The sequence below is a fragment of the Photorhabdus kayaii genome (assembly GCF_025384895.1).
Classification (GTDB): domain Bacteria; phylum Pseudomonadota; class Gammaproteobacteria; order Enterobacterales; family Enterobacteriaceae; genus Photorhabdus; species Photorhabdus kayaii.
On the sequence record NZ_JAJAFZ010000006.1, the window covers coordinates 80,688 to 93,754 of the forward strand.

Consider the following 13,067-nt stretch of genomic DNA (forward strand, 5'->3'; position numbering starts at 1 on the left):
ATTAGCCAGGAGGTGAAATAAATTGCACAAGCTGAAATTGCACGGTTTTAATAACCTGACAAAAAGCCTGAGTTTTTGTATTTACGATATCTGTTATGCCAAAAGCCAAGCTGATCGGGATAGTTATATCGCTTACATTGACGAACAATATAACGCTAACCGTTTAACGGAAATCCTCAGCGAAACCTGTTCGATCATTGGTGCAAATATTTTAAATATCGCCCGCCAGGACTATGACCCACAAGGGGCAAGCGTTACCATACTCGTCAGCGAAGAGCCGATGGACCCGAAGGATGTAGACAACACGGAAAACCCAGGTCCGTTACCTGATTCTGTCGTTGCCCATTTGGATAAGAGCCATATCTGTGTTCACACTTATCCAGAGAGCCATCCGGGCGGCGGCATATGCACTTTCAGAGCTGATATTGAAGTATCAACCTGCGGTGTTATTTCACCTCTCAAAGCGCTGAACTATCTGATCCACAAATTAGAATCAGATATTGTCACAATGGATTACCGCGTCCGTGGTTTCACCAGAGATGTGAATGGCATGAAACACTATATCGATCATGAAATCAGTTCTATTCAGAATTATATGACTGAAGAAGTGCAATCGCAGTATTACATGATGGATGTTAATATTTATCAGGAAAATCTATTTCATACAAAAATGATGCTAAAAAGATTTGACCTGAATGATTATCTATTTAATGCCACACCAGAGCAACTGAGTGAAACTGAAAAGCAGAAAATTACCCATCTTTTGAAAAAAGAGATACAAGAAATTTATTATGGCCGTAATTTACCCGCTGCTTAGTTAATATTTAGCTGGCAGGTGCCAATATTCACCGGCATCTGCCAGATCAATTTCCAACTGTATTAACACATTATCCCAATTTACATGCCTAACGCGGTACTCATTATAATTTCAGCACCATAAATGGTTTTAAGATAATTAAGGGCATCTTCCTGATCGACACCGGGAAACACACACACAGCATCTGACAAGACTTTGATTCGATAACCGCGTATAAACGCGCCATAGGCCGTATGCCTAACACAACAATGGGTATGTTGGCCGGTTAACACAACTTCCGTCACACCATATGCTTTCAAAACCTCTTCCAGATCGGTTCCATCGAAAGCCCCATAAAATCGCTTAGGCAAAACAATTTCACGATCTGCTCCAACAGGAGCCAATGCTTCAATGACATTAGCGCCTGGCGTTCCAGCCATTGCATGCCTGCCCCAAATACTCATTTCCCGATCACCGGATCGATGAGCATCATTAGCATAAACCACCAGCCAATCACGATGGCCCCGAGCATGATCAATCAGCCGTTTAATTACCGGTACGATCTTCATCGCATCCGACTCATTGGCGAGTGCTCCTGTGACAAAATCGTTTAACATATCGATCACGATCAACGCTTTCATTAGTTTTGTCCTTTAAATGGATTCTTAAAAAAATAATCACTGCCCCGAATAAAGTCGTTTATTCAGGGCAGTTTAATAACACTGTGATTATTTCGATGGGGTCAAAGAAAAGGTCAGTGTCTCTAACGGTTGAAGGGTAATCAACGCCGTTTTATTAATAAACTTCGGCAACGAGTTGTTCTCGCCATAATCGATATTAACGTCATATACCGAAGGTTGATTATCCGGTAACTCAAGATCACTTTGCAGATCCAGATAATATTGTTTCACTTCATCAGCAGGATTGCGCAAAGTAATAATCGACTTTTTCGGACTCCAGGCTCCCCAACCGTACACCGCTAGATCGGTAGGATCTTTACCAATCCAATGGGTATCAAACAGCACATCTTTATTTTTCTCTGACCATTTCGCCGCGTTTGCCAGCATATCCCAATCCTCGGTGGTCAACAGTTCAGGAGTAACATACATCTCTTGTAACTGAGTGCCGCTGCCAAAATAGCTCCAAACCTGATCGGCAAAATCTTTAGGTGACTGTTTATCCAGATGCTTAGCCTGTTTAGCATAAACAATGCCATGCAGCATCAACGAATTCAGTGGGAACAGCGGCCCCTTTCTGACGACATTACGATAAGTTTCTGCATCACGATAGGTAAGCCACTGCTGCACTTTGGAACCTGTACCGTGAAACTCCACATCATAGCCGCCACGCCAAATAGAGTCGGCGAAAAATAGCCAAGAAGGCGTGGCTTTGGTGCCTGTGGTCAAGTTGATAAACAGCTCATTGCCTGTACTGCGCATATCTTCAATCAGATGGATAGCGGCATCAAAATCACTGGTGAATGAACTCCCCTTAATCACACGATCAGCATTGCCGGTGCCATCCAGCTTAAACATGGATACATTTTGTTGTTGAATCAGGTTGAGTACCCGGTTATGGAAATTGGCGTAGTAATTAGGGCCTGAGAGCGCAAATCTGCCATCTATCACTTCATAACCAAACTCCTCCGCATGAGAAACACGCTGCTCACCCGGTTTACCATAACCGCCCCAAGGAGAAAGCCAAATACCTAAACGAGCACGATATTGATCTGCTTCCTGTTTGAGATTTTTGAACTCATGGGGAAATGCCTGACTAAAACCCCAATCGCCTTTAAGATTATCCCAACCATCATCAAACAGATAACCACCCAACTTCACACTGCGCTTAGTCACCAGCTCCTGCCCAAACTGCTTGATACGGGTCAACGCCTCTTGTTCGGTATAAGGCGTGAAATAACCAATATCGTACCAAGAGTTGTAATGTAGGTAAGGACTATATTTTCGCGGACGCGCATTGTTCAAAAACTCATTGACGTTGCGCCGCAATTGCCCTTCCTGATAAACACCAATATACGTCTTATAACTTAACGTTTTCCCCGGCTCTAACGGGATAGAGAGCGCAATTTTTTGCGAAGCGCTCCCTTTATAAGCCTCAGTAGTAATCAATGGATTACCGGGAACAATAAAGAAGCTATCGCTGACAATCGGTGAACTGACGATAGAGCCGTGAACAAAAGGGGTTTTAGTGCGAAATGGCATCAACGAGACAGAGCTGAGCTCCAACGGGTTTTCCTGCGGTGTAATAGTGATTTCAAACGAGCCGTACTTATCTTTATCCTCCACAGTAATGATATTTTTTACCTGAATGTCGCCATGTTTCAGGGAGACAACAATACGATTGCGCTTTTTGCTAATGTCAGTAATCTGAAAATCTTTAGCCGTGAGCTTTTCTCCCGATTTCAACGTGATTTCAAACAGATTGTCAATGATGATTTGATCGTGGTTTGTTGGATTTTCAAATTTTAATTGCGTCACTTTACCGTGTTCGTCGCTAACCGTTGCATGGTAATTGTTACCGTCCAACAGCCAGCTATCTGCCCAGACTGGGGTGTTATACAACATGGAACTCGCTAATAAACTTAACGTGATTTTATTTAACGTTCTTATTTTCACAGCAGTTTCCTTAATAGTCAGGATGAAAAAATAGAACCTTCACGAATACAGCTTACCTGCACTGCCACAAATCCGGATTTTTTCTTCTACTACTGCCTGCATAGCCTGTTTTCCTGGCGCGATATATTTACGTGGATCATTCGCATCTGGATGCTGAATGAAATAACGCTTTACCGCATCAGAAAAAGCAATTTTCAGATCGGTCGCCACATTGACTTTGCATACACCAAGACCAATCGCCTGCTGTATCATCACTTCAGGAATACCCGATGCACCATGTAGCACCAACGGAATATCCACCTGTTCACAGATTGCCGCTAGCCGATCAAAATCCAAATGCGGTTCACCATGATACAAACCATGCGCAGAACCAATCGCTACCGCCAGAGAATCAATACCGGTACGGGCAACAAAGGCTTTTGCTGCCAGCGGATCGGTAAAAAAACTATCGGCACTGGAGACCTGCAAATCATCTTCCTGCCCGCCTAGCCGCCCCAATTCCGCCTCAACGCTAACATCGTAACGATGGCAAAATCGTACCACCTCAGCCACCTTACGAATATTCTCTTCAAAGGGTAAATGCGAGCCATCAATCATTACCGAGCGCACACCTGCGGTCACTTTATGACTGATATCCTCCAGTTCCTCATGATGATCGAGATGCAACGCTAGCGGCAGATTGTGGCGACGAGCAGCATCCTGACAGATTGACACTAGGTAGTTAGTCCCCGCATAACTGAAAGTACTCGGCGTACCTGCCAGAATAACCGGTGATGACAAGCGTGCAGCGGTTTCCGCTACCACCTGGACAGTTTCCAGATTATGGACGTTAAAAGCAGGAACCGCATAGCCTTCACGCAGGGCCTTTTTCAACATTTGACGACTGGAAATCAGATACATATAAGCTCCTCAAATGCCATCCAGATTCGGGCTGTCATGCCCTCGTTTCTGCTGTTCGTGCCACAGGCTGGTTAATCCCCGCCGCCCACACTCCAGCGCCGTATCACGAAATGTTTCCAGCGTCATACCTTCACGATCTAGCACCATCTCTACCGCCAATTGCATATTCGTACCGGCAATAACTTCATAACATGGATTAGCTATTGCCAGTTGCGCCGCCTGCCGAAACGGTGATCCACCCAGTAAGTCACTGAGAATAATGATACCCTCACCACTATCACAGGCTGTGCAGGCCGCCTCCAACAACACCAATAATTGTTGCGTACTGATTCCCTCAGGAAAATCGACAGCACAGCACTGCGGTTGTCGTCCGACAACTTGTTCCACTGCCTGCAACAACCCACTGGCGAAATGTCCATGACCGGTGATTACAATACCTAACATTCCCTCTCCTCGGTGCCGTTTATTAAAGAAAACCCACAAACTTCCCTACAATACCGATCACAACCGTCAAACCAATTAACTTGACCGGGGAAAATCCTTTTTTCATCAACCAAAACACTAGCAGGGTGAAACACAACGGCAACAAATTAGGCATTAGTTTGTCCAGCACATCCTTCTGCAACGCCACACTGGCCTTACCGGCGTTTATCACCACCGGCGTCGAGAGATGAACATAGGAAGCCACTAACGCCCCGATTACCGTCATTCCTACTATCGAAGCGGCATGGGAGATCTTTTTGGTATGCTTTTTCAACAATGCCAACGCACTGGTTCCTGCACGATAGCCATAATGCGCCAGACCAAAACGCAAGCCAAAATGCACAATGTTGAACAACAACAGGAATATGATGGGACCAAACAGACTGCCCTGTAGCGCCAGAGAAGCCCCAATACCTGCACAGATAGGTAACAGAGTCAACCAGAACAATGCATCGCCAATCCCACCTAGCGGCCCCATTAGCGCCACTTTCACGGCGCGAATAGTGGAAATTTTCTCCTTATTTCGCTCCATTGCCAGCACCAAACCAGACAGGAAGGTGGCATCAAACGGATGCACATTAATAAACTCCATATGCATCTTCATAGAATTCGCCAGATCTTGCGGATGCTTGTGGATCTTACGCAGACCCGGGATCAAGGTGTACAACCAGCCCCCCGCCTGCATACGCTCATAGTTAAATGACGCCTGTAGCAACAAAGAGCGCCACGCCATACGATTCAAATCGCCTTTGGTCAGATCCTCACTCGGTATCGTGTCCTGATAGTCATCCTGCTCAACCTGGCTGGTTGCCAGCGCCTGCGCCATCCTGTTCTCAGCTTTAGCAGCCATCGCCGCATCGGTGCCGTTAAATGCCATCTTCCATCTCCTGAGATTGAGTGGTAGGCACGCTGCGTTCAGCGGCCTCCTCCATACGGGAACGGTTAAAGAAATCGATCAATGCAATCGCAAAAGCGCCAAGAGCTACAGCAATAATCGGCATATTGAGGAATGTGACTGAAATGAAACCTAAAATGAAATAAGCGATATAAGTCTTTTTCATCATGATTTTCATCAGCATAGAAAAACCGATAGCAGGCATCATGCCGCCCGCAACCGCCAGACCATCCAACAACCATTGCGGCGCCTTTTGTACCATGACGCTGGCAGCATCGGCACCGAAATAGACCGGTAGAAATGCCACGATAAAGTAGAAACAAAACAGAATGGTGATACCCAGATAGTTCACACGCTCCACGCCGCGCCAGTTCAACGCTTTCACCATTTGATCGCACTTATGCATCATGGGTGAAAACAGGGTAAACAGCAGGGTGATGCAGCCTTGCACCGCAATGGAAAATGGCACCGCGATACCAATCGCTACCTTAGGATCAGCATGAGTCAAAATAGCAAATGCCGTACCAATCACGCCACCAATCACCACATTTGGCGGCTGAGCACCTGCCAGTGGCACCATTCCCATCCAGACCAGCTCCAGTGTCCCCCCGACCAGCAAACCCGTCTGCACATCCCCTAAAATCAGCCCGACCAACGGCCCAATCACCACTGGACGATGAAAATGAGTCAACCCGTCGAACAGATCCACCCCGGCCAATCCAGCCAGTAACCCAATCAATATCGCATCAATCAGCATAACTCCCCCCTCAAACCAGCAATTTGGCGATAGGTTCTCCCGCTTCATCCGGCACTCGCCGAATTTCGCAAGTGACGCCCAGTTGTTCCAACTCACGAAACACCACCACGTCGCTATCATCAACCGAAACCGTCTTATGGATTTGACGCTTTCCCTCAGCAAAATGCATATTACCCACGTTAACGAAGCGGATCGGTACACCGCCTTTTACTAACGTCAATACATCCTGCGGCGTTTTACAGACGATAAAAATTTTCTGGCGCTCAGCCGCTTTATGAATCACATCAATGGTTTTTTGCAGGGTGAAATAACGCGTCTGAACCCCATCAGAAACCACCATATCCATCAGATTTTGCTGCATCAAATCACCGGCAACGTGATCATTAGCCACCAATACCAAATTGGCCCCCAGTGAATTGGTCCAGGTCACACCGACTTGACCATGCACCAACCGGTTATCAATTCGAGTCATTAAAATGTTCGGTATCGACATAATCACTCCTGATACATTTTATTCTTGGTGAATACGATGGATGATAAGGATAAATTTCCACCCCCTTCACCACGCGGTTGACTTCCCCTGTCGGACATGGATTGTCTGGCGTTATGCCCAGTGCCAGCGAGGTTTCAAACGCCAGCATCTGCAAAAATATCAAATAGGGGAACAACAGCCAGATATCGTCTTGTTCACTGTTAACCACCGTGAACCCTTTCCCCTGTGTGCCACTCAGTGCAACAATTTGACACGCCAATCCGTCATGATTCAGCTCATGCCACAGATCGAGATCATAACGACGACGATACTGATCAGCCGAAAGCATCATGACCACCAACGTATCGCGTTCGATCATAAACTTCGGCCCATGACGCACCCCCATTGACGAATCGTAACGCGTCGTGACGTGCCCGGCAGTCAACTCCAGCATCTTGAGCGCTCCCTCCTCTGCTACCCCAGTAAAACAACTGGAACCCAAACACATCATGCGTTTAAAACCACAACGGGCCAGCCGCTTAATTTGTGCCTGCCACTGCCCCCTTTCCCGCTCACACAACGCGGTCATCGCCATCAACGACGCCCTACTCTGTTCCAACGTCAATGGCCCTAGCAGCAGCACTGTTGCTAACGTCATGCAGCTAAAACTGGACGTCATAGCAAAACTTTGGTCATGAGAACCCTGTGGCATATTCAACGAACAGACGTGAGAGCGCCCTTCGGCATAACACGCTAACGCACCGCCGGGATTACAGGTCAGCATCAGGTGATAACAGCGTGACAGGAGCTGATCCGCCAGTTTTACCGCCGCCACGCTCTCTGGACTATTGCCCGATCGCCCATAGGAAATCAGCAATGTCAGACGCGTTGGATCGAGATATTGCAAAGGAGAAGGCACAATGTCTGTGGTGCTGTACGCGACCACATTCAGTCCACACTGCTCACGCAACCAAGGCGCCAATGCGCGCCCGATAAACGCGGAGGAACCTGCGCCACACAGCACTATCTGTAACTCTGGATCAGACAATAAAGGCTGCAAAAAGGGTCGCCACAACGCTTCCTCACGTTGCAGATTTTGATATAACTGACGCCAAAGCTCAGGCTGTTGATGAATCTCTCTGGCAGTATGCAACGCATGGTGCTCACGCAACCAGACTTCGGCATAGGAAAACAGCTCATTCATGCTAAAACTCCTTGTACCCCAAGCTCACAAGCCTGCGCATAGCTCAAGAGCACAGAACGAATTTTATCCAACACCCAGGCATGTGGGTCATTATCCAACCTTCCGGCATTAACGGCCTGCGCCTGCTCCGGCAGGTACTGACTCAACAGTGAAAGGGAAACCGGACGACAACGCAGATTATCCATCAAGGTATTCACTGCCTGTTGTACCTGCGGATGCGGCCAGTAGTAACGAATGCGATCACTCAAACTGTATTGACGATCAATAAACTGTTGATGCGATGTACCGTGGTAATAGCGATTCCAGTGCTCCGGCTGCTCAAGCATGACCTGTTCTAACGTAGCACACAGATGAGCCGCGTCTTGTTCCCCATTCCATTCACCATCGATTTTATCGAGTGCGAAAAGCGCCTCACGTAAAGCAAAAGTCAAAGCTGGGCCGACTTTCAAAATGGCAAAGTGATCACGTACCAATTCACGGTAAGCTTGCGCCGTTTGATAATCAGTAGAATGAGCTTCATAGACTAAATAGGGTTGAGATTCGATATATTGACTCAGTGCCGCTGCACGTTTAGGTTGATAATGTTCAATATAATGGTGATCGAACTCCACACCCGGTTGCACCACCAGCGCAATCACCCGCGGCCATACCGGTTCCAGTCCAGCCAATCGCCACGCTTGTTGATGTACACTCAACGTTGTCGCCGCGGCCTGAGGCGTCGTGACTTGCACTCCTGCCAATGCTTCCTTCGCTCCGCCCGGTACCGGCACTTCGGTACCTATCACATAAACAGGCGGGTCTCCCCCCACCTGTTGCCAACAACGTTCCGCCACCTGACACAAACGAGCCGCACGTGCCGCAACCTCCTTGTCGCCAAGCGGCGTTGGATCATCCAAACAGGACATTGAGCAATCGAGATGTATCTTACGAAACCCCGCCGCCACATAATCGTGTATCAACGTTTCAGCCAGTTTCATTGCCTGTTCAGCGGGAAGATCCTGCCAGACATTGGGTCCAAGATGATCGCCACCTAACCAGACACGATCACGCGATAAACCAATGCGATCGGCCTGTTGCCAAACTGCATCCCGGAATTGAGCAGGTTGCATCCCAGTATAACCACCAAACTGATTGACCTGATTAGAGGTTGCTTCAATCAATACCGAGGTCTTACGCTCTTTAGCGACGCGCAAAGCACTTTCCAATACCCAAGGATGAGCGGAACAGATCGAATAGATCCCCACTGCTTCACCTGATTTGTGACGACGGATAAGTTGTAATAGTGACTGCATGGTGTCTCCCATGCGGGCAAGAATCTCGGTAAGAACTATTCGTCGGCAATAACCACATCCACGCCGAGTTCAATTAATGCCCGCCTGTAGTTATCGGGGATCCGACTGTCAGTAATCAGCCGATGAATCTGTCCAGCTTGACGGATCATACAAAAACTTCTGCGCCCAAATTTACTGGCATCCGCCACCGCGATAATTTCATGCGCCACCTCACACATTACGCGATTAAGGTGGGCTTCACCGGGGTGTGGCGTGGTTATCCCTGCTTCCAGATCAAAACCATCGACGCCAAGAAATAGGATGTCAAAGCGATATTGACGCAATTGCTGTTCCGCCGCCGGACCATAGAGAGAGTAAGAGTTCTGACGCACACTCCCGCCAAGCACCATCACCTCCATCCGGTCAAATCCCGCCAGTTCATAGGCGATATTCAACGCGTTAGTCATGACGACCAGATCACGTCGCTCTTTAAGAAATGGTACGATTTGCGTGGTAGTCGAACCGGAGTCAAGGATCAAGGCATCACCATCCTGAACAAACTGTGCCGCCCTAGCCGCAATGCGCGATTTCACATCACGATTCATCCGGCCTTTATCTTGCAAAGGGCGATCAAAGGCGAATTGCTGATTTAGCATGGCACCGCCATAAGAACGCAGTGCGCAGCCTTTTTGCTCCAGATAACGCAGGTCATTACGGATAGTGACGCTGGAAACCCCAAAACGGGTGCTCAAATGTTCAACACGTACGCTGCCCTCATGGCACAGCAAGTCGATAATCTGTTCACGTCTTTTTACGGTATCCACAGCCATTCCGTTATACTCCTCAGATTTTCAGCGACAAATTTATGCCGCCTGTGATGAATTGCTTTCCCTCTCTTTCGATTTAATTACAGCAAAAGCAACCAAACGAAATTGTGATCGCTATTACAGTCTATTATATAACCAAAAACTGGCATAAAAGGTTTCGATTAGAAACAAAGCGAAAGAAAATATTAAATTCTCTGGTTACTGGCTATTTACCCAAAAAATCAGTTTTCATCCACATTTTGGGTAACAATTGACATAAAGAAACGAAAGCCCTTGGTTTTCAATCATTTAGGCATCTCCAGGCCCAGGGTGACTTCACGCCAGGCGTTGAAGCGGTTGACTAGCTGCGAGCTAATGAGAAATTCATCAACTACATCAAGTGGCATTTTACGCCAAGCATTTCTGGCTAAATCTGTAGGCAAAGTATCTTCTGGCACTTTTAAAGGTGCACCGGAATCAAAAGCCGCAGCATACATTTCATGCAAAGCAATTTGTGATAAAAGGAGACCATCTGTTTTACCTATTGACTTGCCCTGTTCACCTAGTGGATAACCGCCGCCCAAATCAGAATGCACCCCAGGATAAATTACCTCAGTACTGCCTGTCGGATAAGTGCCGTCCGAACGGCGAATGGAGTCCATCGGGAAACTCAACCGCTGTTCATGGGTCGAGACCAGATGCACACAACGTTTCACCAACCCGCCGTAAGTATCCTCCGATGGCAGCTCCTGCGTGCCGTCTGCCCAGGCCATATGGCCTTCAACGACAGGAACCACATGGCTCACCCCGACCGACGCCACCGTGTCAAACAGCCCGAGAAACTCCACACTGATGGGCAAGTTACACTCCGGGTCGGTTTCGTTTTTCGCTTGCAGACACTGCGACGGCTTCGAGTTATCCTCTTTGGGGGGCGGCAACAGTTCAGCCAGCCAGTTGACAAAGGCCCGTGCCTCTGCTGCCCCACGGGAAAAACCATACACATACAACTTCATCCCCAGCAGTTTGGATTTGCCCCGTCCCGGCTGGCTGCGGGCTATGACTAGCTCACGTTTTAAGCCAGAAAATTGCTTATAAAACTCGGCATAACGGTTATGTGCGCCACCCAAACCCAGCGTGTGCCATGTCGTGGCCATCGCCTCAAGGGATTTTTGACAAGCAGTATCATCAATTTTGTCGTTTGCTAATACGCGTTTTAATACATCAATCAACCGCAGCAACGCCCAGTTGATCCGGTCTTCACCCCGGTCAGCAGCGGCCAGTCCTAAAGTGGTGTAATCCAGATCATTAATTTCCGGGAAGGGGGTGCCCACACCGGGAATATAATACTTAAAGTACTTTCCACCGGTGCTGTCGATATCATCCAGCAACGGCTTACCTGCCGCGCCACCCGCATAACCAGCCCCAATCGTCGCCTGGAAAAGGCGGACAATATTGGTCGGGTGGTTAGGAACGGCCTGATAAAGGTCGTTATATAAATTATTGCCGGTCCCGTCAAAGAACAGGCTGACATGCAGGGTCTTACAGCAGGGCGGTGCCACCCGACGATCCGCAGCCAGACAGAGCTCCTGATGGTAAGCTCTCTCTTGACTAATTTGTTGGCGGCAATTTTGCCTAATCAGGTAATCCCGAGCTGGCAACCGTCCCTGAGCCGGGAAAAGGGCGGGCAACCAGACAGCATCGTTATGATTTATTTCGGACATACTTTGGGCTCCTTCATTTGTAAAGGTTCTTTTATCGGATAATTGGGGCTGTTATAGGTGTTGCAGGAGGTAGTGACTTTAACCTGATCACAGGGTAAAAAATGCACCGTAATACCGCAGGTGCGCTGCCCGGTATAATCGGGTACCGGCACTACCTGGCTATGCTGGCGATTATTAGCCCGTAATTTATTACGCCAAGCTAAATATTTTTCTTCATCAGCAAAACCGGGAAACCCCTTTGTTGATGCCTCACCTGCCTCCCAATCCACTCGGACCGTCATTCCCGGTTTCCATTTCGCTGGTACGCTATAGCAGCAACCACCCCCACCACCCTGATACGGTCCGATAATATCGATACCCGGTGTATCATCCACACTGAACCGGTTAATCGCCCATTTGGTATGGTTAATCGCAATAATCACGCCTGCCTGCGCCGGAAACTGGCTACAGACAGCCAATAACAGACACAAAACCGCCAGCCTAAGCTGTTGTTTTTTCATCTTCGACTCCTTCACATGCGGGATAATTTGGACTTGAGATGCCTGTATGTGTTACTTCGGACATACTTGAAGTTCTGTCATTTTCATTAGTTTCTTAATCGAATAATTGAGACTGCGCATAGCACAAGTTGATTAACCAGATCACCAACACTTAAATTTTCAGATAAATAAACTAAACTGCCTGAAGTGTAAAACGAACAGAAAATGATATACAACTAAACTAGCGGTTAATAATTGTAAAAGTAGGTAAATCTTACCGAGCAGATCATATGGTTGATAACAAAGAATTTTACTAAAATGCCCATTCAATTCTTATGGCATAATGCGTTGAAAATATCTACGAAAAAGAATAACAACCCCAAACAATCATAATTCAATCAATTTAGGATTATTCGTTATTTTGAACTAAAGCATGAGAATGAATTGATACTGGATAAAATACGCCTCAGACATGATGGGATACAGACAATCACTTTATTAACAAGCAATCCTTTTCATTCGTTATTCTTTAATTCATACGAGTTTTACGGGCGGATCGTATTCCCACCACTACTGTGCTCTTTGGGAACTCTCCCCCAAATAACGGGCAAAATGACAGCCATTTTTGAATTCAGAACCGTTACTCAGGG

At 47.4% G+C, this 13,067-nt stretch carries 12 protein-coding genes and 1 pseudogene; 1 reads left to right on the plus strand and 12 read right to left on the minus strand.

The window, feature by feature from the left end; all coding sequences use genetic code 11:
• Positions 1–22 precede the first annotated feature (22 nt).
• Positions 23–817 (plus strand): adenosylmethionine decarboxylase, encoded by a 795-nt coding sequence (gene speD, locus LGZ98_RS03990; protein WP_113042715.1) that lies wholly within the window; start codon positions 23–25, stop codon positions 815–817.
• A gap of 80 nt (positions 818–897) precedes the next feature.
• Here the strand turns inward: speD and LGZ98_RS03995 are convergent, their stop codons facing one another.
• The 12 genes and pseudogenes from LGZ98_RS03995 to LGZ98_RS04050 form a co-directional block, all read right to left on the minus strand.
• Entirely contained in the window at positions 898–1,437 is a 540-nt protein-coding gene (locus LGZ98_RS03995) for a cysteine hydrolase family protein (RefSeq protein WP_262977749.1), read from the minus strand.
• Between the two features lie 87 nt (positions 1,438–1,524).
• On the minus strand, positions 1,525–3,429 hold the full coding sequence (locus LGZ98_RS04000) for an enterotoxin (protein ID WP_315901978.1): 1,905 nt from the start codon (positions 3,427–3,429) through the stop codon (positions 1,525–1,527).
• A 39-nt stretch (positions 3,430–3,468) separates the two neighbouring features.
• The gene (locus LGZ98_RS04005; protein ID WP_113042709.1) at positions 3,469–4,329 is read right to left on the minus strand and encodes a tagatose bisphosphate family class II aldolase; all 861 of its coding nucleotides are present in this window, start codon (positions 4,327–4,329) and stop codon (positions 3,469–3,471) included.
• A 9-nt stretch (positions 4,330–4,338) separates the two neighbouring features.
• Positions 4,339–4,773 carry a PTS galactosamine/N-acetylgalactosamine transporter subunit IIA gene (agaF, locus tag LGZ98_RS04010; RefSeq protein WP_262977750.1) on the minus strand — a complete coding sequence of 145 codons (435 nt, stop codon included), beginning with the start codon at positions 4,771–4,773 and terminating at the stop codon, positions 4,339–4,341.
• 22 nt (positions 4,774–4,795) lie between these two features.
• Entirely contained in the window at positions 4,796–5,689 is an 894-nt protein-coding gene (locus LGZ98_RS04015) for a PTS system mannose/fructose/sorbose family transporter subunit IID (RefSeq protein WP_113042707.1), read from the minus strand.
• Complete coding sequence (gene agaW / locus LGZ98_RS04020; protein ID WP_113042706.1) at positions 5,679–6,464, minus strand: PTS N-acetylgalactosamine transporter subunit IIC; 786 nt, start codon at positions 6,462–6,464, stop codon at positions 5,679–5,681. Before agaW ends, LGZ98_RS04015 begins: the two co-directional genes overlap by 11 nt.
• 10 nt (positions 6,465–6,474) lie before the next feature.
• A complete protein-coding gene (gene agaV / locus LGZ98_RS04025) occupies positions 6,475–6,957 on the minus strand; it encodes a PTS N-acetylgalactosamine transporter subunit IIB (RefSeq protein WP_011145207.1) in 483 nt (160 codons plus the stop codon).
• A complete protein-coding gene (locus tag LGZ98_RS04030; protein ID WP_262977751.1) occupies positions 6,923–8,140 on the minus strand; it encodes an AgaS family sugar isomerase in 1,218 nt (405 codons plus the stop codon). Before LGZ98_RS04030 ends, agaV begins: the two co-directional genes overlap by 35 nt.
• Positions 8,137–9,432 carry a D-tagatose-bisphosphate aldolase, class II, non-catalytic subunit gene (locus LGZ98_RS04035; protein WP_262977752.1) on the minus strand — a complete coding sequence of 432 codons (1,296 nt, stop codon included), beginning with the start codon at positions 9,430–9,432 and terminating at the stop codon, positions 8,137–8,139. Before LGZ98_RS04035 ends, LGZ98_RS04030 begins: the two co-directional genes overlap by 4 nt.
• Before the next feature lie 35 nt (positions 9,433–9,467).
• Positions 9,468–10,241: a transcriptional repressor AgaR gene (gene agaR / locus LGZ98_RS04040; RefSeq protein WP_262977753.1), complete on the minus strand. Its 774-nt coding sequence runs from the start codon at positions 10,239–10,241 to the stop codon at positions 9,468–9,470.
• A 284-nt stretch (positions 10,242–10,525) separates the two neighbouring features.
• Positions 10,526–11,938 (minus strand): annotated as a pseudogene (locus LGZ98_RS04045) (T6SS phospholipase effector Tle1-like catalytic domain-containing protein); the annotation flags it as partial.
• On the minus strand, positions 11,926–12,438 hold the full coding sequence (locus LGZ98_RS04050; protein WP_262977754.1) for a Tli1a family immunity protein: 513 nt from the start codon (positions 12,436–12,438) through the stop codon (positions 11,926–11,928). The gene LGZ98_RS04050 and the pseudogene LGZ98_RS04045, both read right to left, overlap by 13 nt.
• Between the last annotated feature and the right edge of the window lie 629 nt (positions 12,439–13,067).

Bases quoted from the DNA above. Each gene is read 5' to 3' on its own strand.
- LGZ98_RS04050 (WP_262977754.1), bottom strand. From the start codon at position 12,438: ATGAAAAAACAACAGCTTAGGCTGGCGGTTTTGTGTCTGTTATTGGCT.
- agaF (WP_262977750.1), bottom strand. From the start codon at position 4,773: ATGTTAGGTATTGTAATCACCGGTCATGGACATTTCGCCAGTGGGTTG.
- agaV (WP_011145207.1), bottom strand. From the start codon at position 6,957: ATGTCGATACCGAACATTTTAATGACTCGAATTGATAACCGGTTGGTG.
- LGZ98_RS04015 (WP_113042707.1), bottom strand. From the start codon at position 5,689: ATGGCATTTAACGGCACCGATGCGGCGATGGCTGCTAAAGCTGAGAAC.
- LGZ98_RS04005 (WP_113042709.1), bottom strand. From the start codon at position 4,329: ATGTATCTGATTTCCAGTCGTCAAATGTTGAAAAAGGCCCTGCGTGAA.
- LGZ98_RS03995 (WP_262977749.1), bottom strand. From the start codon at position 1,437: ATGAAAGCGTTGATCGTGATCGATATGTTAAACGATTTTGTCACAGGA.
- agaW (WP_113042706.1), bottom strand. From the start codon at position 6,464: ATGCTGATTGATGCGATATTGATTGGGTTACTGGCTGGATTGGCCGGG.
- LGZ98_RS04030 (WP_262977751.1), bottom strand. From the start codon at position 8,140: ATGAATGAGCTGTTTTCCTATGCCGAAGTCTGGTTGCGTGAGCACCAT.
- LGZ98_RS04035 (WP_262977752.1), bottom strand. From the start codon at position 9,432: ATGCAGTCACTATTACAACTTATCCGTCGTCACAAATCAGGTGAAGCA.
- agaR (WP_262977753.1), bottom strand. From the start codon at position 10,241: ATGGCTGTGGATACCGTAAAAAGACGTGAACAGATTATCGACTTGCTG.